This window comes from Bacillus sp. FSL K6-1338, assembly GCF_038006965.1.
GTDB classification, from domain to species: domain Bacteria; phylum Bacillota; class Bacilli; order Bacillales; family Bacillaceae_G; genus Bacillus_A; species Bacillus_A thuringiensis_S.
This window is the reverse complement of sequence record NZ_JBBOWI010000001.1, coordinates 4175895-4193631: the sequence shown is the minus strand read 5'-3', so window position 1 is coordinate 4193631 and position 17737 is coordinate 4175895. Positions and strand designations below refer to the sequence as shown.

Here is a 17737-nt window from a genome sequence, read left to right as displayed (position 1 = left end):
ACGGGATAAGTATCTAGTATATTTGAAAATCCTACACCCCCTCAACTGTAGTTTTCTTAATACTAGTTATGATATGGATGCAGTAGACGAAATTTGTCTACTGCTTTTTTTAGTCGTTAAGAATGAATATTCTGTATTTTATTGTAGGTTCATTTATCCCGCTATTTGCGGGCAGTAAGTCTCCCGCCTCAAAATTCAGCTAGAGCAAAGAAGTTAGATGGGAGATCCACTGCCCGTAAACGCTCGATTGGTGAGGGCTGATAATCAGTGGGGGTGAACAAAATTCCCCACTGATTAAAGTTTCACTTTATAATTAATAGTAACATTTCGTATGCATACAAAACATGATCGTGAAATTAAGAATAAATTAGTGGAAAGGAGTGCAGGCATGTTTCATACAGATTGTTTACAAATTCGCAAATATACAATGGATGATTTACAGTTCTATGCTTCACTATGGGGGAACGAGAAGGTAATGCGCTATATTGGAAATGGGACGTTAAAAACATATATACAGTGTAAAAAAAGTTTGGAGGAGTGGGTCATTCCTAGCTATAAAAACGGTCTCGGTTTATTTGTATTGATTGAAAAGGAAACGGGAACAAGAATTGGTCATGCAGGGCTGGTAAAGCAGCAGATTGATGGAAAAGAGGAAATTGAAATTGGTTATTGGTTACTTCCTCAGTATTGGGGAAAAGGGTATGCAAAAGAAGCGGCGGCAGCATTTCGAGACTACGGTTTCCAAGCATTACGAATGAATAAATTAATTTCTCTCATTAACCCGAATCATCCCGCCTCAATATTTGTTGCTAGAAAGACAGGGCTCAGCTATGAGAAAACAACTTTATTTCATGGGATGGATGTTCTTGTTTATTCCATTAAACGTGTTGGATGAAAAATTACTTTTTTAAAGGTAAATTGCATTTTTTGAAGAATGGTATATGAAAATAAAGGGGGGATTACATGTACATTTATCATAATGGACTTATTATTCGTGAGGGAACGAGTAGCGTACCAGCATATGCAATTAAAGCATTGTTTGAAGATGCCGGTTGGAGTAATGATAATATCCCTTCTTGGCAAATTGAAAAATTTACGATAGCATTTGAAAATTCAACATGGGCTTTCACAATTTGGGATGAAGAAGAGATGATTGCGATGGTTAGGGTCATTTCGGATGGAATTATGATCGCGAATATAGTAAATTTAGTTGTGAAGTGTGAATATAGAGGGAAGGGATTAGGTAAGAAGCTTGTAGCTCTTTGTTTGCAAAAACTTCCCCACGGTGATTGGTTTGCGCATACATCTGCGAACAATTTTGATTTTTATAGAAGTTGTGGATTTGAAGTTAGAGAGCTATCGAGAAATGGAACATGTGCGTACTATGGATATCAAGTCGCGAAAAGAGATGGTCACCGATAAATGAACGGAAAGTAAAAAAGTATAGCGAGGTAATTTTGAGACTTTTGATAATAGAGAATGGATTGAGGCTCTTTTTATGATAAAATAAAAGAAAATTCCGTTTATTATTAGGGGGATAAAAATGAGTATAAAAGTTGGGGATGTATTTAAATATGAAAGAAGATTTACTGAGGAGGAAGTTTTTGAATTTGCAAATATTACAGGTGATAAAGGTAGACACCATATGGAATACGATGAAAACGGAAGACTAATGGTTCATGGTTTATTGACTGCTAGTATCGGAACAAAGGTGGGCGAAGAGTTACATTACATAGCAAGAGAATTAGTAAGTGAGTTTATTAGACCAGTTTTTACAGGAGATACGATCACTTGTGAATTAACTTTAACAAATATTGAGCAAATGGAAGGTTATAAAAAAGTTTCAATCGAGTCAGTTTATCGCAATCAGCATGAAAAGACGGTACTAGTTGGGACAAGTTATGGAATTATAAGGGGATAAAAAAGAAGCCTGTTAATCAGGCTTCTTTTTTATTATTTAGTAAACACGTTTTCGATTTTCCGCATAACTCGAGATGAGTAATAATGCAGTTTCTTCTCCTATATTACGAACAATATGAGGAACGCATGCATTCCATGAGAAAGAATCACCTTCTTCTACAATTGCAATATCTTCACCGTGCTGAACTTCTAGTTTTCCGCGTAATACAAGGTGACATTCTTCCCCTTCATGGGCATTTGGTGAGTTTTCTTTCGGGAATCCAGTAGGGATTTCTACTAAAGATAGGCGAAGGCCCCCTTGCTCCGCAACATGTTCAATTCTTTGCTCATCTTTGCCGTATACACTGTATTTCCGTTCTTCTTTTTTGACAATTTTTAATCGATCTTTTTGCTCTAACAATAAATAGGGAAGGGGAACGTTTAAAAAATTGGAGATCGTTTCTAAAGTTGAGATAGATGGTGATGTTTTATTATTTTCAACCTGACTCATAAATCCTTTAGAAAGACCTGTTCCCTCGCAAATTTGTGCAATTGTTATGCCTCTACGTTGACGAATTTCACGTATTGCAGAACCAATATTCATAAAATCAAGCTCCTTTTTGTAAACAACTATTTGTATCATAGCAAAAAAAATATATTTTTTCCCAGTGAAAATGAATTGACGAATAAAAAAAATTAGTGTATGTTTTGTAATGTAAATAAAAGTTTTGTATAATAAAACTATAAAGGAGAGAATGAAATGAATCAACATATTGGTAACTTAATTATTCGTATCGTGTTAGGGGTAACATTCTTCATGCACGGTTTAACAAAATTCCAATCAGGAATTGACAATATTGCAGGATGGTTTACAAGTATTGGTTTACCAGGAGGACTTGCATACGGTGTAGCAACGTTTGAATTAGTTGGAGGTCTATTATTAATTCTAGGTTTAGGTGTAAGATATATTGGATTATTATTTGCACTTGTTATGGTTGGAGCAATCGTAAAAGTGAAATGGTCAGCTGGTTTATTGGGAGATGGAAAAAATCCTGGTTTCGAATTAGAACTTGCATTATTAGCAATGGGTGCATACTTATTTGTTGCAAAAGCTGATGGTTTTGTAGATAATTTCTTAAAAGAAAAAATGTCAAAGAAGAACTAATTTAAATGGGGGGGCTAACAAGATGAGTTTTCAACTTCATCCCGATACAACACTTGATGTTGTTCATTTATACGTATCTAATGTAAAGAAATCACTAGAGTTTTATACGGAAGTACTAAGTATGAAGGTGCTAAAAGAAGAAGAAGCAGTCGTTACATTTGGGAATGAAAATGATGAACCACTTCTTATCATTGAAGAAAAGAAAGAAGCTTTTCCGAAGCAAAGAGGAAGAACAGGGTTATATCATTACGCAATTTTATTACCAAGTAGACAGGATTTAGCGAATGTTCTTCGTCATCTTGTAGAGATGGTATATCCACTACATGGCGGAGCCGATCATTACTTTAGTGAAGCTCTTTATTTAGCTGATCCAGATGGAAACGGGATTGAAATTTATCATGATCGACAAAAAGAAGTTTGGCGTGATGAGAATGGAGAACTCCCATTTGTTAGTAACCCGTTAGCTGGTGAAGAATTATTACAACAAGGAAGTACATGGAATGGCTTTCCAGCTGGTACTGTGATGGGGCATATTCATTTCCATGTAGCTGATTTAGAGGAAGCGAAACGTTTCTATGTTGATGGTCTTGGTTTTGAAGTAACGATCCCAGCTCGTAATGGAGCGTTGTTCGTATCTGCAGGTGGTTATCATCACCATATCGGTTTAAATACATGGCAAGGTGAAGGGGTACCACCGCAAATGCCAGGTTCTGTTGGTTTAAAATATTTCACAGTTGTACTAGCGAATGAAAAACAAAAAGAGCAAGTATGTGAAAGCTTAAAAAATATTGGCAAGATTGCTACGTACAAAGATGGAATATTACAAGCCCAGGATCCATTTGGACATTGTATCCATTTCAAAATAAAAGGAGAAGCCTAAAAAGGCTTCTCTTTTTTATTTTCTTATAATTGCTTTTTCGTTTTGTAAAAATAGTTCATCAAATTGTTTTGCAAGCTCAAAATCTAGTTTCGTTAAACCTTTTGCATTCCAAGATGACAAAGTAATAATAACTGCTTTATACTGGATAAGGATAAATGGATGGTGATTATGTTCTTCTGATAGTTTGGCGGCTTCAGAGACAAATTCGACTCCTTTTAAGTAGTCGGAAAACATATATTTTCGTTCAATCCATTTCTCATCTTTTACCATCCATTTATCTACCTTCAATAATTCTTCGTGAACTTCTTCTTCAGTTAATCTTAGCATCATTTTTCACATCCTTTACTGGAAGTAAAGCAAGACCATTGTTAATAAGGCGTGTTACAGCTTCATCAGTTGTGAAAGTAGAAAGTTGTTGTAGTAATGTTGCCGATGCTTCATGCCCTTTGTTATGCTCTAAAAGTAACTCTAATATTTCAAGGCGCAGCAACCATTCTTTCGCATAAAATTTATTTAATACTTCTTGAATTGCTACTAATTGATCGATATGCGCGTTGTGTAAAATCCCCTCACTTCGAATATCTCGCACTGTTTGATACATACGTTCAAGTTCATTCAGTACAAGTGGAGCAGGAAGTCCTTGAACTTCTTCATCCATTGGGAAAAATGCTGCGGCATCTGCGGCACCTGGGAATACTGAAGTGATTTGTGAGCCAACAGCCATATCAAATGCGCCCCATGAAGCATCAAATAAAACGCGGGCGTTATAAGTAACTGTGCAATCGATAAAGGAAATAAGAGCAATTTTCTTATCGTTTTTCACAATATCTGTTACTGTTCCTTTTACATGAATACCACTTGCGAAAGTAAACTCAGCGATAGTTCCAATTGTAATTCCTAATGATTGTAGTTGTTCGTCTGTACAATTTTCTAATGCAATATTTTCAGTGAGTAATCCAATCGGTGTTCCAAATCCGTCACTGTGTACAGAAGTAGAATGATTCGCTAACTGTTTATTATGAAGCGCTAATGCCGTTGGCGAATTTGTTCGCATGTAAATTAATTCACCTGCATCGTTTTCAATTGTCTCGCTAAATGTACCTGTAATTTGTAATCCACTATTTAGCTCAGCTGTTGCATAGTTCTCAGAGCGAATTGCTTTTTCTAAACCTTCTTTTCCACCTGTTTTAAAGGCCATTGTTTTAGAAAATGTTTCAAGCGCATCTGTTAATTCTTCAAAGGATTCACAAACAAATAGTTGTGGTTGCATTTTTGTTACGTCATAAGTTGTCCCTGTACATGCTTCGATAGAAAATGGAACCTTTTCTACAGCGTCTGTTAAGCAATGTTTGCTTTCGCCAACAGAAGAAAGGAGACCAGCACCATATATCTTTGGATCATCTATATTTCCGATCAATCCATATTCTACTGTCCACCAGAAAAGACGTGAAATTTGTTCAGCTTCCGATAAACCAGAAACTAAGTTTTGTTTTTCAATTACAGCATTTTCAGCAGCCTTAACTTCATCAGGAGTAGAAGTAGGGCTTTCTTTTACTATCGTTAATGTACGAACAGCTTCAAATGCATCATGTTCTTCTTTTGTAGAGAAAGCTTTTGCACCAATTTGCCCAAAACGTTTCACATATTTTGCATATGTAGGATCAAGTAAAATCGGTGCGTGTCCTGCGGCTTCGTGTACGATATCTGGAGCTGGTGTGTACTCGATATTTTCTACTTTCCGGATATCTGTTGCAATCGGTAGTAATCCGTGTCCTTGAAAATCGAAGAATGCTACGCCAGGAATAAGTCCGTCAATTGTTACAGCGCCCCAGCCGCTTGGTGCCAAACACTCATTCATTTCTTCTACTTTTGGAATTGCATCTATATTAATACCAGATGATTGTAGTCCGTTCACATAGGCTGGATGAGCAACGTCTTTTAAGAAGCTATGATTTTGTCTCATAATATAACGCCACACAGCGTGATTCACCGGTGTGTATTGATCATAATGTTGTGTGGATACAAATGGTTTTAAATGCGATGGAATTTCTGTTTTCTTTGTCATTTAGACATCCTCCTTTTTTTCAATAAAATTGAATATCGATTTCGAATAGCTTGTATCACCCCCTTTCATTATTTGTAAGCGCTTATAAAATTTTATCATAAGATTCGGAATTATTTAACATATGTTTCTGTGATAAATAGAAAAAGCCCCTATCGGAAAATCCGATAGGGGCGAAAGAATCGCGGTACCACCCTATTTGTAAGTGAAAATATACTTACATCTCAATTAATGATAACGGAAAAATTCCGTCTTTTCCTTCATGCATAAAAGCACTACGAAAAAGAAGCTCCAGAATTGTAATTCATACTTATATATGTGCTAATTTCCACCGACCATTAGCTCTCTGTAACAGGGATATAAGGTACTACTGCGATTCTTTCAACGCGTATATATGAAATTGTGTAAGAGGATGGATGCAAAAAAGTCCCTATCGGAAAATCCGATAGGGACGATAAAAATCGCGGTACCACCCTATTTGTAAACAACTAATTGTTTACCACTCACTTTACGATAACGGAAAGATCCGTCTTTCTCTTCATGCATAAAAAGCATTACGGGAAAGAAGCTCCAGAATTGTAATTCACGCTTGTATATGTACTGATTCGCACCAACCATCAGTTCTCTGGGACAGTGATATAAGTCGCTACTAGCATTCCTTCAAAGCCGATATATAATTCGTTCAACTAAACTATGTTTTGTATTATAAAACTATATTAAAAAAATTGTCAACAAAAATTTTTTATCCCGTGTTAATGAGCAGTAAAATTCCTACCTCAAAATTCGGTGGGAGAATAATTGCCCGTAACCCCCGATTGGTGAAGGCTAATAATCAGTGGGGATGAACAAAATCTCTACTGATTAAGGCTTCACTTTATTTCACTTCTAAATTAACAGTTAAATTAGAGGTATTGCCAGCTGCATCAGTTGCTACAATGTGAATAGTATTTTTTCCTTCTTGTAATTGAGTGCGATCGAAATAAATGTCATAGCTTTTCTCCCAAGGGTTCAGGAATGCCTGTTCCCATACACCATTTCCGTTAATTTCATATTGCATTCTCACTGGAATACCAGGTGCTATCCAACCAGATTCTGACATCCAATCTAGTAGAATATCATCAACTTTTCCTCTAATTACGAGATTTTCTTGGTCAATCTCGTGTGTTAACTTAGGTGCAGTTCGATCAAGAAATACAGCAGCTGTTTGCTTTGTTTCTCCGCCAGAATTTGAAGCAACTGCTTCAATTTGATATAGCCCGTCAGCTAAAGGAGTGCCATCTGCTTTTGTACCATTCCATTTGAAAGGTTTATACCCAGGAGTTGCATTTTTAGCTTGATGGATAATCCCTTGATAAGTTACACGTTCTTTCGTAACTAAATTTGCATGCAATGTGAAATCATCCACAGGTGCAACTAAATAGTAGTTGATGAGATTATCATCTAGTACGTGGTCGCTATTTGGGCTAAAAGTAGAATTAATAATTTCAAGTCCATCAATACGTTTATAATCTTTAGGATCTATACTAAATGTGAATGGAATTCGAATTTCTTCTTTCGCCCCGTGTTCTTTTACATATACATTTCCAGTATACACACCTTGTGGTAGTGAGCTATCTACAGTGATAGTAAATGGTTTTTCGGTACTACTATTCGGTTGTATGCTAATCGATGAAGGGACAGAAGTTTTTACTTTTGTTTTTGTGTTTGCATCTAATAATTCCACCCGAGTTGAAAAACTTTTCTTTTTACTAGAAAGGTTTTGTAATGTAACATTTTGTGTTAGTTTTACTTTTCCGCTATTGGGCTTAATAAGACCAAAACTGACATTGTTAGGTTTTACTAATATATTTGTTTGAGCTGCTTTCGGAATGTTAATTAAACCAGATCCTTGTGCCATAACAGGGTATGTATTTTCATTGACATCATGTAATGTTTTTGCATTGTTAGCAAGTGCCGCTTTCAATTGTTCTGTCGTCCAATCAGGATGCATTTGACGCAAGAGGGCAACCGCTCCAGCTACTTGCGGAGCAGCCATACTTGTTCCGTTATGCGATTCATATCCGCCTCGCGGTACTGTACTAGTAATTTGTACTCCAGGTGCAACAACATCAGGCTTTATTAGCCAACTTCCTTGTGATGGTCCTCTTGAACTAAAGTTACCGATAAGTTCTGTGTGCTTTGGTTGTCTAATTTTTATATTTTTCTTTCGTTTTGTAATTAAAGTTTTTAATTCTTCCCCATTTGTATTTGATAATTGCATTACTGGGACAGCTAGATGTTCACGTGAAAAATATTCCGGCATCATATTAATTTCTTTTTCGCTAGAGATTAATAACACACCAAGTGCACCAGCTTGCTTCGCTTGTTCTGCTTTTACTAATGTACTAGAAGTACCTTGTAAAATAAGTGCGAATTTCCCTTTCACATCTTGTTTTGCATAATCACTTGGATTGCCATAACCAACATATACAAGAGGAGAATCATTTCCTATTGGAAAATCGGATTTTGATAATGGTAACCCTTGATATGTTTTGCTGGAACCAGTTACTTGAAATGTTGGAAACGGGATAGAAACCGTAGATGCTCCAACAGAAATGACACTACTTGCGTTACCGGGAGCATCAACAGACCAAGGTTTTGGTCCGTCATTTCCATTTGAAACGACAGCAGTAACACCAAGTTTCGCTGCTCGTTCTAACGTTAATGTTACAGGCTGATCAGGTACATTTAAATCCTGCCCAAGGGAGAGGTTTAACACATCCGCACCATCTTGAATTGCTCGCTCAATTCCTTGGATAATATCATCTGTTGTACCAGTTCCACCGTCATTCATTACACGATAGGCTAGAATAGAAGCGTTTGGAGCAACGCCTTTAATTTTTCCATTACCTGCAATAATTCCAGCTACATGAGTACCATGTACGTTACCATCCATTGGATCGTTATCTTCATCAACCGTGTCATATCCACCGATATAATTTGCCTTTAAGTCAGGGTGTGTATAGTCTACGCCAGAATCGATAATGGCTACTTTCATGCCTTTTCCATCAAGCGGTTTGCCAGATGGATCTTTTAAATTCCACGCTTCAGGTGCACCAATTGTCAGTCCACCGGTATTTGGTGCTTCTTCGTTAGTAGCACTTTTTGATGTTTCATGCAATTTATATGTTAAGTTCGGATAGACTGCTTTTACTTCAGGTAAAGAGGCAAGAGAGGTAATTTGATCTCCAGGAACTGAAATAGAGAATCCAGAAAATAACGTATTATACACTTCTTTAATTTTTGCACCAGGTGCTTTTTCTTTTATTTTCTTAGTCGTATCTTCTTGTGATTTTTTTAGCTCAGCATGATAAGACTGCGCATTACTATTTTGTAAATCTGGAGCATGCTGAATATTAGTTTGAGCAGCGAGAGGTGCATGTTGTAATTCTACAATTACTGATATTTCTTTTGTTGTTTTCGTTTCAACATTTTGAGCGATTTTATGTTCTCCCCACTGTTCAATCGTTGTTTTTAATTGTGGACTAAATTGCTTCTCCTTTTGTAGTGATTCAGCATGAGCGCTTAAAGCTCCAAAACTAGAAAAGACAAGCGCCATGCTTAATAGTGTAGATGTAGTTTTTTTCATTGATACTCCCCCTAATAAAAGTGCTAATATTCAGAAATAAAATCTTACATTTAATTTGGAAATTATAAATATAAATGTTAGCTAAACTATACTTTCGACATAATTCATACCAATCCTCTATGGATTGGAAATTTCTTGGGAAATTTTTTCTGATTATGTCGAATCGATATTTTTCACATATTGTAGGGAGAAAGTGAGGAATGCTATGAGGGAAATGGAGTGATGGTATGAAAAGGCTAATGGTAAGTGGTAGTGTAGTGTTGTTTATGTTTTTATGTTCTATCACTATTACTAGTGCAGAAAATAATAGTGTGAAAGTTGCTTTTATTCGTCATCATAACCTTTGGATTAAAGTTGATGGGAAAGAAATACAGATTACAAAAGGAGAGTACATAACAGGGCCGAAGTGGTCATATGACGGGGAGTGGCTAGCATATGTAAAAGGGAAGAAACAAAGTATTCTTGAGTTATATCGGCTGAAAGATGGAAAAAAAGTTACGCCGTTTCACTCAGAAGCATCGAATTATCAATGGTCACCAACAGAAAATATAATTGCATTTATATTTACAGGTACATTAAATACATTTGATGTAGAAAAAAAGAATGCAGATTTTGAAAATGTATCGGCTGGTGTAGGGGATTATGCATGGTACCCCGATGGAAAGAACTTTCTTGTATCCTCTGAAGCGAACTTACTTCCAACAGGATGGACAGGGGCTCAGCTATATGAAGTGCAAAAAGATGCACATATGAATCCTCACAAAATGAAGCATTTGTATGCATTGCCAAATGAACATGATGATTTCCTAGCGCTAGTAGCAAGTGGCTTTAAGTGGTCACCAGATCAAAAGTGGATTTCATTTTTAGCAGTACCGACAGCTTCATGGTCAGCTGATAGTAATACGCTTTGCTTAGTTCGTGCAGATGGAAGTCGGTTTGAAAAAGTAGATCAAATGTTATTAAACGAACAATGGTTTCAATGGGCACCATCAAAAAATATATTAGCTTATATTGAAGGGAGCGGAAGAGTTGCATTAGAAAATAAACATTTAAAAGTAAAGGAATTGCCAGCACTTCAGCAGAACATATTTACGCCGAAAGGATATGTTGATTGGGATTTTGTATGGAAGAACGATAGAGTAATTATCGTTTCACGAGCAAAAGAGGCAGGAATAGAAACTCCACCAGAAAAAAGGCCACTACCATCTTTATATGAGGTCGATAGTACAAGTAATGCACAGCATCAAATCACAAAGAAAACGAACAAGCAAGGGGATTACCACCCGATCTTCATGAAGAAAAGTAATCAATTAATTTGGATACGTTCAGACCGTAAGAAAGCGGATGTATGGCTTGCTCATAAAGATGGGAAACAGGAAAAGAAGTGGATTGAAAATATAGATGTACCAGCGTGGTATTATGAGAAATGGAATTGGGGAAATGTTATCTCGGTGAAATAACAATAAAAAAACTGCCTAAAAAATCATTTTAGGCAGTTTTTTATTGTTATTTATGTGTTTTATTTGGCTTTTTTTTCGCTGGGTTTCCGTTCCCTTGGCGCTTTCTATTTTGTTCATCTTTTGCTTGTTTTTCATGTAGTGTATCTAAAAATTCATTCGAGTTACTCATGTTTATATCTCTCCTTTCATTTTGTCATGATTACTATAACCATTTAGGAGGATAATCATGAGTTAGAAATTAGGCACTTAATTTTCTTCGATAATGTAAGTAAAATATTCCATACATAACAAATAGCATGAGTAAAACTTGTATCTCTACATTTTCTTTTAAAAAAGCTGCGATAGGGTCTGGTAAGTACGGTGATTTATCGTTTGTGCTTAAACCTAACCATTTATTTAAGAGGCTAATGGTACAAAACATAAAAACACCGGACCAGCTTGCCGTAATTGCTTTTTGTTTAATTTTTGTTTCACGTTCATCATCTGCAATCCAAGGATTAGCAGTTTTATCACTACTAAAGAAGCCATTTATATATCCCCATAGAATCATTCCAATAAAGACAATTATCCATTTCATATATGTAATTCTCCTTTCAGTGTAAAAAGTATTTTACATATTGGTTTTCATACAGCAGGAATAAAGAATGCAATAGGGAAGAAATATGTGTGAGGATTTTATAGTAAGAGGAGGCTGAATATGAAACTTGTTTTTGTTCGGCATGGTGAAGGTGAACATACAACGGATTTACCGGAAAGCTTGCAAGTGTTGGATCCACCATTGACGAGAGTAGGAATGGCTCAAGCTAAATTACTTCAACGTGATGTATCATTACAAGAAACGGATATATTAATTGTTAGCCCTACACTTCGAACTTTGCAAACAGCGACAATATGGAGTGCGAAATGTAGTTGTCAAAAAATCGTTCATCCATATGTATCTCCGTGTATTTTTCCTTATCGAGAAGGCGCGAAAACATTACCATGCGATCGCATAGTAGATCAGGATATGATAAAAAAGTTATTTCCACATTTTTCGATAGAGAAAAGCTCAAATAATCAGTTATGGAAGGAAGGTATAAACAATATTTCAGAGAATAGTTTTCAGCAAATAGTAGATGAATTTCTTCTTTGGTCTTATGGACTGGGTGCTGAAAGAATTTGCATTGTATCTCATGATGGAACAATTACAGCATATAGACAATATTTACAGAAAGTCGTTTTAACTAGATCAGATTTTTTGAAAGAAACAGGTATATATGAAATGGCTTTATCCCATAAAAGTCTGATTGATAAGGGCTGATTATAGAATGGGGGTTGTATGTTGAATATTGCATTAGTAATTGGTTTTAATTCGGATTTAGAGGCGCAATCAATCCGAGCATCTCTTGAATATTTTGGTGCAAGGGTTGTGACATATTGGATTGGTAGACCGAAAGATTTTGTGGAAGTTCTTTCTGGAAAGAACTTATTTAACAATATTAATTATATTATTTTTTGCTTTCATGGTGAAGAAGGGAAGTTTGTCATGGAAGAGTTAGGCGAAGAAGTATATGAACAAGATGAACCGAGAGGGTATTTTGGTGCAGCAGAAATTTATAAATATGCAAAATTGCATAATACACATATTGTAAATAGCGGGTGCACGTTAGGGGAGCAAAATCTAGCAAAATTTTTTTTACATAGTGGTGCGAAATCATATATTGGATCGATTAATTATGTAGATGGAAATGCAGCACTTATGTTTACTATACGCTTATTTTATGGGGTTATTAACCATGGGAAAACGTTAGAAGAAGCGTTTCAAGAATCGAGTTTAATTGATGAGGAGACACATACATTTCGATTCTATAATTAGTGTGAAACACGTTTATTCTATATTCGAATAAACGTGTTTCACATTTAACTCACAATTTTTTTACATTTTTTTCAATGAAAATGATTATCACCTGTGGTATGATATGTTCAAGTTTTTACAGGTAATAAAAGTTACTATATAAACGTTAGTTTTTAATGTTTCATACATATGTCATGAATTATTCATAATTAACGTTTGAAAAATAAGTAACTAATGTTATTATATTAACTGTAACTAACTTAATTACAACTTTAGGAGGAAGATATGGTTATTCAATTTTTAAGAGAAAACAAAGCAGTTTCTTTTGCATTAGCAGTAATTCGAGTATATCTTGGTTACACATGGTTAATGGCTGGAATCGGTAAACTACAAGGAAAAGGATTCGATGCAACAGGTTATTTGCAAGGCGCAATTGAAAAATCTAAAGGCGCACAACCGGCTGTTCAATCTTGGTGGGCATCATTCTTACAAGAGTTTGCAATTCCAAATGTAGATTTGTTTAATACGCTTGTAACATGGGGAGAAATTTTAGTCGGAATTGGTTTAATTGTAGGCTGTTTAACAAAAACAGCGGTCTTTTTTGGTCTTGTAATGAACTTTTCCTATATGTTTAGTGGGTCAATTGGTGTGAATCCTGAGATGGTTATCTTATCTATGTTTGTTCTTGTTGCCGGTATGAACGCTGGGAAATTTGGAATGGATGGCTTCGTTATCCCGAAAGTATTAGGATCAAAAACTCAAAAACGCCAAAAGCAAGCTGCTTAATATATGAAAATGGGTATCTCACAATGAGATACCCATTTATGTTATTTTTCAATTTTGATCGGATTGTTCTTAAAGAAGTCTTGTACATACCCGACAAATTCTTGTGGTTCTTGGCGAAATGGTGCATGATAACCTTTTTCAATAATATGTAAAGTGCTATTTTTTAAGAATTGATGATACGTTTCTCCTTCTTTCCAAGAAACGCTACTATCATTTCTGCCCCATATAATTAAAGTTGGCTGTTTCATTTCATTCGCATTAATTTTAAGACGTCTAGGCCATAGTTTCATTTTGTTATAATGTTCTTCATCATTACGTTTGAATTTCACTTTGCTCTCATCATAATCTGTAATAGAAGAAACGGCATTTAAATCAGTCGACAATTGTGGTTTTGGTGAGCCTTGTTTATTAACGAATGTATGAGGGCCACCTGTAGCATCAGTTAAAATAAGGTGAGTAACTGCTTCAGGATATAAATATGTTAAATTTAGAGAAATTTCTCCCCCCATGGAATGCCCCAGTATTGCGAATGAATCATATCCTAGTTTTTTCATTAATTTATAATACAAATTTGCATGAGTTGGAAAAGAATAATAAAAATCCATTGGCTTAGATGAGCGCCCGAATCCCAAAGCATCTACAGAAATAATTGTATGATCTTTTGCTAAATCGGAGTAGATCTTTTGAAAACCATCTGATGACCCTCCAAAGCCATGAATCATAAGTAAAGGTGGTTTTTCATTACCAATCTTTTTAAAGTAAATGGTTTGACCATCTATTTCTACCATTTTTTCCTCGGTAGCTAGTTTCGCTGTAATTGTATTTTTAACTTGCTTTACTTGTTCTACTGGCTTTTCTGCTGCACTACATCCTACTAATAGTGTAAGAGTAAGACAACCTATCATAAAATAGCTAAATCGCTTCAATTAGGTGTCTCCTTTCTAACATAACGCTGTATCTATCATAGCAAATAGCATATTACGATTTCCAGGAAGTTGGCTACCATTTTTTATCATAAGAGGTGAAAGGAGCGTTTCTTGGAAATTTTCTGTTTGAAGAAATTGACGAAATGTAAATTGTGAGTGTGGGACATCAATTCGTACTATACCATTCCAACATTCACATATCTTTTTTAATAATTGAATAGAATCTTCTTCTTGCTTGGCGATAAGTGGATTGATACATAATATATTGCCCTTTCGTATGCATAATGAAAAAGCTTCTATACAGTTATTTCTTTCAATTTTAAAAGAGTGTACGGCCCTTGGTAATAGCAAAGAGTAAAGTAGAGAACGATTCATACCAGTTGCAATTTGATCGAGAGAAGTAAGAGATATAAGGTCTTCTTCTTGTACTTGTTGTAAGTGAGAAGGGTACGTTTTAATAGTTTGCTTTTCAAAACGATGAATCGTTGTTGCTGTTTGAAATCCGCATGATGTGTATAGAGGTTCGCCAGCTTTTGTCGCAATAAGTGCAATGGGTTGTTTTGGATGAATTTGTTCCAAGCAATGATTTAGCAACATGCGCCCGATTCCGCGTCCTTGAAAATTAGGGTGAACGATTAACATACCAATGGAAGTGAAGTTACTTGTAAAGGGAAATACTCCTCCAGTCGCAATGAGTTTGTTTTCATGAATGTAACCTACAAGTGTGCCGATAGAAAGATACATTTCGAATTGTTTTTTCATAAAAATTTCATCGTGTAACCATCCAACAGATTTGCAAAGATTAAGTAATTCAAAAATAAAAGATTCATTTAGCTTTACTATTTTCATAAAGGCTCACCGCATTTCTATTTATTTTCATAAACATTGAGTCAAAATGTAAAAAAAGAGATTTACGTTAAATGAAATCCAGCTTGTTTATATTTAAATTGTAAAGGGCAGGATAGTTGATACGAAAAGACAAAGTTATACAAATTATAACTGATATTTACATAAGTTAACAAAAAATTTACATACAGCTAATTTTCTCTTAATAGTCTTCCATTAAATTTGATAGTGGGAAATGAATAACCTAATTAGGGGGACAAGACAGTGAAAAAGTTTGTGAAAAAAGCATGGCCATTTGCAGTTGTGGCATCATTAGCAGTTACTTCGGTAGCAACATGGAATTTTACTCGTTCTAGTGAGGTTAATGCAGATGAGAACGGAAGCAATGCAAAGATTAAAAATGTTATCGTATTAATTGGGGATGGTATGGGCCCTTCATATATGACGGCTCACCGGTATATGAAAGATAATCCAAAAACTTTTGAAATGGAATCTACAGAATTTGATAAGCATCTTGTAGGAACACAAAAAACATACCCAGAAGATGAACATGAAAATATTACAGACTCTGCATCAGCAGCAACAGCTATGTCAGCAGGGATTAAAACATATAATGCTGCAATTGCAGTTGATAATGATAAAGCGGAAGTGAAAACGGTTCTTGAGCAAGCGAAAGAAAAAGGGAAATCAACGGGACTTGTTGCAACTTCTGAAATTACACATGCAACACCAGCTGCTTTCGGTGCGCATGACATTAGCCGTAAAAATATGGACGCAATTGCAAATGATTATTTTGATGAGAAAATTAAAGGGAAGCATAAAGTAGATGTTATGCTTGGCGGCGGCGTAAAGAACTTTGTTAGAAAAGATCGTAATCTTACAGAAGAGTTTAAGAAATCTGGTTATAGCTATGTAACGGATCGAGATCAATTGTTAAATGATAAAAATAATGATCAAATTCTTGGTTTATTTGCACCAGGTGGATTAGATAAAATGATTGACCGTAATGATAAAACACCTTCATTAGAAGAAATGACTAATGCAGCAATTGAGCGTTTGAACAAAAATAAAAATGGTTTCTTCTTAATGGTGGAAGGAAGTCAAATCGACTGGGCTGGACATGATAATGATATCGTTGGTGCAATGAGTGAAATGGAAGACTTCGAAAAAGCTTTCAAAGCAGCGATTGAGTTTGCGAAAAAAGATAAAAATACGTTAGTTGTTGCAACGGCAGACCACGCTACAGGTGGATTATCTTTAGGTGCCAATGGCGAGTATAACTTTAAAGTAGATCCAATTAAAGCTGCAAAACGCACACCAGACTTTATGGCAAATGAGATTGCAAAAGGTGCAAATGTAGAAGAAACATTAAAAAAATATATTGATTTACAATTAACTCCAGAAGAAATTCAAGCTGTAAATGATATAGCTCCGTCAAAAGATGTAACAAAGATTGATAATGCAATTGAAGATATTTTCAATAAACGCTCGGTTACAGGCTGGACAACAGGCGGGCATACAGGGGAAGATGTAAACGTGTATGCATTTGGTCCTGGTAAATACTTATTCTCTGGCGTTCAAGAGAATACAAATATAGCGAAACGTGTCTTTGATATTGTTGGCGGCGGCGATCCGAATAAAGGAAGACGATAATTAAGAGCGAAAGTGAGGCGAACTGCCTCACTTTTCTTTTTAGGAGTTGGGAATATGAAAAAATTATTTAGGGAATTAAGATTCCTTCTAGTATTTGTAGTATTACTAGTTGGATGTCAACAAGAAGAGAATAACGTAGAACAAAAATCTATTATTAAAAAAACTGAGGAAAAGGTACAAATAACAAAAGAAGAAGAGAGATCTATTCAAGATGTTATGAATACATTTGTGCGAACGACGAATGAAAAAAATCTTGCAGAACATATGGAGTTATTTTCAAAGAAGATGCCTAGTGCTGAAGACTTAAAAACACAAAAAGAAGCCGCATTTCAAAAGGGAAATAAGAAAATTGAATTGGAACATATAGATATGAAAGCTAGTAAAGTAGGGTATGTTATTGTTGAAACGAAAGAAAAGGAAGTAGATGACAGTATCACTCTTCAAAAGAAAGTACAGTATGCTCTTGGAAAAGAAGATGGTAAATGGAAGATTGAAGAGGTTCGAACAATAGAGAAAAAATAACGTGAAACTTTCATAAGTGTGGGGGTCGTACTTCCCAAACTGGTAGAAAAAAGGTTCTCATTGGCGAGAACCTTCT

At 35.5% G+C, this 17737-nt stretch carries 19 protein-coding genes and 2 other annotated features; of the genes, 11 read left to right on the top strand and 8 right to left on the bottom strand.

Going from position 1 to position 17737, the window contains the following annotated elements; translation table 11 throughout:
• Nucleotides 1-331: 331 nt before the first annotated feature.
• The 3 genes from NZ044_RS21495 to NZ044_RS21485 all read left to right on the top strand — a co-directional run bounded on the left by NZ044_RS21495 (nt 332) and on the right by NZ044_RS21485 (nt 1921).
• Nucleotides 332-895, top strand: a complete 564-nt coding sequence (locus NZ044_RS21495) for a GNAT family N-acetyltransferase (protein WP_118961582.1) — start codon at nt 332-334, stop codon at nt 893-895.
• 68 nt (nt 896-963) lie between these two features.
• A complete protein-coding gene (locus tag NZ044_RS21490; protein WP_000276126.1) occupies nt 964-1422 on the top strand; it encodes a GNAT family N-acetyltransferase in 459 nt (152 codons plus the stop codon).
• A gap of 121 nt (nt 1423-1543) precedes the next feature.
• Nucleotides 1544-1921 (top strand): MaoC/PaaZ C-terminal domain-containing protein, encoded by a 378-nt coding sequence (locus tag NZ044_RS21485; RefSeq protein WP_000025008.1) that lies wholly within the window; start codon nt 1544-1546, stop codon nt 1919-1921.
• Nucleotides 1922-1957: 36 nt separating this feature from the next.
• Here NZ044_RS21485 and NZ044_RS21480 read toward each other — a convergent pair whose 3' ends face one another.
• A complete protein-coding gene (locus tag NZ044_RS21480; protein WP_001020693.1) occupies nt 1958-2503 on the bottom strand; it encodes a helix-turn-helix domain-containing protein in 546 nt (181 codons plus the stop codon).
• A 156-nt stretch (nt 2504-2659) separates the two neighbouring features.
• Between NZ044_RS21480 and NZ044_RS21475 the strand changes: the two genes are divergently transcribed.
• Entirely contained in the window at nt 2660-3064 is a 405-nt protein-coding gene (locus NZ044_RS21475; protein ID WP_001071553.1) for a DoxX family protein, read from the top strand.
• A 22-nt stretch (nt 3065-3086) separates the two neighbouring features.
• The gene (locus NZ044_RS21470) at nt 3087-3944 is read left to right on the top strand and encodes a VOC family protein (protein ID WP_000009841.1); all 858 of its coding nucleotides are present in this window, start codon (nt 3087-3089) and stop codon (nt 3942-3944) included.
• Between the two features lie 15 nt (nt 3945-3959).
• Here NZ044_RS21470 and NZ044_RS21465 read toward each other — a convergent pair whose 3' ends face one another.
• The 3 genes from NZ044_RS21465 to NZ044_RS21455 all read right to left on the bottom strand — a co-directional run bounded on the left by NZ044_RS21465 (nt 3960) and on the right by NZ044_RS21455 (nt 9634).
• Nucleotides 3960-4274, bottom strand: coding sequence for a 4a-hydroxytetrahydrobiopterin dehydratase (locus tag NZ044_RS21465; RefSeq protein ID WP_000979537.1), 315 nt, complete (start codon nt 4272-4274; stop codon nt 3960-3962).
• Nucleotides 4255-6009 (bottom strand): aromatic amino acid hydroxylase, encoded by a 1755-nt coding sequence (locus NZ044_RS21460; RefSeq protein WP_000163195.1) that lies wholly within the window; start codon nt 6007-6009, stop codon nt 4255-4257. Before NZ044_RS21460 ends, NZ044_RS21465 begins: the two co-directional genes overlap by 20 nt.
• Nucleotides 6010-6172: 163 nt before the next feature.
• Nucleotides 6173-6400: a binding site (T-box leader), on the bottom strand.
• 50 nt (nt 6401-6450) lie between these two features.
• Nucleotides 6451-6679 (bottom strand) — a binding site (T-box leader).
• A gap of 201 nt (nt 6680-6880) precedes the next feature.
• Nucleotides 6881-9634, bottom strand: coding sequence for a S8 family peptidase (locus NZ044_RS21455; protein WP_098505661.1), 2754 nt, complete (start codon nt 9632-9634; stop codon nt 6881-6883).
• Between the two features lie 227 nt (nt 9635-9861).
• Between NZ044_RS21455 and NZ044_RS21450 the strand changes: the two genes are divergently transcribed.
• Nucleotides 9862-11094, top strand: a complete 1233-nt coding sequence (locus NZ044_RS21450) for a TolB family protein (protein WP_063675711.1) — start codon at nt 9862-9864, stop codon at nt 11092-11094.
• A gap of 46 nt (nt 11095-11140) precedes the next feature.
• On the opposite strand, the gene NZ044_RS21445 is transcribed toward NZ044_RS21450, so the two are convergent.
• On the bottom strand, nt 11141-11263 hold the full coding sequence (locus NZ044_RS21445) for a DUF4023 domain-containing protein (protein WP_000071866.1): 123 nt from the start codon (nt 11261-11263) through the stop codon (nt 11141-11143).
• 69 nt (nt 11264-11332) lie between these two features.
• Nucleotides 11333-11671, bottom strand: a complete 339-nt coding sequence (locus NZ044_RS21440; RefSeq protein ID WP_098505662.1) for a phosphoglycerate mutase — start codon at nt 11669-11671, stop codon at nt 11333-11335.
• 120 nt (nt 11672-11791) lie between these two features.
• On the opposite strand from NZ044_RS21440, the gene NZ044_RS21435 reads away from it, so the two are divergent.
• The 3 genes from NZ044_RS21435 (at nt 11792) to NZ044_RS21425 (ending at nt 13714) form a co-directional block, all read left to right on the top strand.
• A complete protein-coding gene (locus NZ044_RS21435) occupies nt 11792-12394 on the top strand; it encodes a histidine phosphatase family protein (RefSeq protein ID WP_098505663.1) in 603 nt (200 codons plus the stop codon).
• A gap of 18 nt (nt 12395-12412) precedes the next feature.
• Nucleotides 12413-12949, top strand: coding sequence for a delta-aminolevulinic acid dehydratase (locus NZ044_RS21430; protein WP_098505664.1), 537 nt, complete (start codon nt 12413-12415; stop codon nt 12947-12949).
• Nucleotides 12950-13213: 264 nt separating this feature from the next.
• Nucleotides 13214-13714, top strand: a complete 501-nt coding sequence (locus NZ044_RS21425) for a DoxX family protein (protein ID WP_000236591.1) — start codon at nt 13214-13216, stop codon at nt 13712-13714.
• 41 nt (nt 13715-13755) lie between these two features.
• Here the strand turns inward: NZ044_RS21425 and NZ044_RS21420 are convergent, their stop codons facing one another.
• Together NZ044_RS21420 and NZ044_RS21415 are read right to left on the bottom strand one after the other, a co-directional pair.
• Nucleotides 13756-14640 carry an alpha/beta fold hydrolase gene (locus NZ044_RS21420; protein WP_098505665.1) on the bottom strand — a complete coding sequence of 295 codons (885 nt, stop codon included), beginning with the start codon at nt 14638-14640 and terminating at the stop codon, nt 13756-13758.
• Nucleotides 14641-14655: 15 nt separating this feature from the next.
• Nucleotides 14656-15489: a GNAT family N-acetyltransferase gene (locus tag NZ044_RS21415; RefSeq protein WP_000706701.1), complete on the bottom strand. Its 834-nt coding sequence runs from the start codon at nt 15487-15489 to the stop codon at nt 14656-14658.
• A gap of 261 nt (nt 15490-15750) precedes the next feature.
• Between NZ044_RS21415 and NZ044_RS21410 the strand changes: the two genes are divergently transcribed.
• Both NZ044_RS21410 and NZ044_RS21405 read left to right on the top strand, forming a co-directional pair.
• Nucleotides 15751-17139: an alkaline phosphatase gene (locus NZ044_RS21410; protein ID WP_098902502.1), complete on the top strand. Its 1389-nt coding sequence runs from the start codon at nt 15751-15753 to the stop codon at nt 17137-17139.
• Between the two features lie 54 nt (nt 17140-17193).
• Nucleotides 17194-17661, top strand: a complete 468-nt coding sequence (locus NZ044_RS21405) for a hypothetical protein (RefSeq protein WP_097981579.1) — start codon at nt 17194-17196, stop codon at nt 17659-17661.
• Nucleotides 17662-17737 lie beyond the last annotated feature (76 nt).

Coding starts and splice junctions, on each gene's coding strand:
- NZ044_RS21495 (WP_118961582.1), top strand. CDS start 332: ATGCATACAAAACATGATCGTGAAATTAAGAATAAATTAGTGGAAAGG.
- NZ044_RS21490 (WP_000276126.1), top strand. CDS start 964: ATGTACATTTATCATAATGGACTTATTATTCGTGAGGGAACGAGTAGC.
- NZ044_RS21485 (WP_000025008.1), top strand. CDS start 1,544: ATGAGTATAAAAGTTGGGGATGTATTTAAATATGAAAGAAGATTTACT.
- NZ044_RS21480 (WP_001020693.1), bottom strand. CDS start 2,503: ATGAATATTGGTTCTGCAATACGTGAAATTCGTCAACGTAGAGGCATA.
- NZ044_RS21475 (WP_001071553.1), top strand. CDS start 2,660: ATGAATCAACATATTGGTAACTTAATTATTCGTATCGTGTTAGGGGTA.
- NZ044_RS21470 (WP_000009841.1), top strand. CDS start 3,087: ATGAGTTTTCAACTTCATCCCGATACAACACTTGATGTTGTTCATTTA.
- NZ044_RS21465 (WP_000979537.1), bottom strand. CDS start 4,274: ATGATGCTAAGATTAACTGAAGAAGAAGTTCACGAAGAATTATTGAAG.
- NZ044_RS21460 (WP_000163195.1), bottom strand. CDS start 6,009: ATGACAAAGAAAACAGAAATTCCATCGCATTTAAAACCATTTGTATCC.
- NZ044_RS21455 (WP_098505661.1), bottom strand. CDS start 9,634: ATGAAAAAAACTACATCTACACTATTAAGCATGGCGCTTGTCTTTTCT.
- NZ044_RS21450 (WP_063675711.1), top strand. CDS start 9,862: ATGAAAAGGCTAATGGTAAGTGGTAGTGTAGTGTTGTTTATGTTTTTA.
- NZ044_RS21445 (WP_000071866.1), bottom strand. CDS start 11,263: ATGAGTAACTCGAATGAATTTTTAGATACACTACATGAAAAACAAGCA.
- NZ044_RS21440 (WP_098505662.1), bottom strand. CDS start 11,671: ATGAAATGGATAATTGTCTTTATTGGAATGATTCTATGGGGATATATA.
- NZ044_RS21435 (WP_098505663.1), top strand. CDS start 11,792: ATGAAACTTGTTTTTGTTCGGCATGGTGAAGGTGAACATACAACGGAT.
- NZ044_RS21430 (WP_098505664.1), top strand. CDS start 12,413: ATGTTGAATATTGCATTAGTAATTGGTTTTAATTCGGATTTAGAGGCG.
- NZ044_RS21425 (WP_000236591.1), top strand. CDS start 13,214: ATGGTTATTCAATTTTTAAGAGAAAACAAAGCAGTTTCTTTTGCATTA.
- NZ044_RS21415 (WP_000706701.1), bottom strand. CDS start 15,489: ATGAAAATAGTAAAGCTAAATGAATCTTTTATTTTTGAATTACTTAAT.
- NZ044_RS21405 (WP_097981579.1), top strand. CDS start 17,194: ATGAAAAAATTATTTAGGGAATTAAGATTCCTTCTAGTATTTGTAGTA.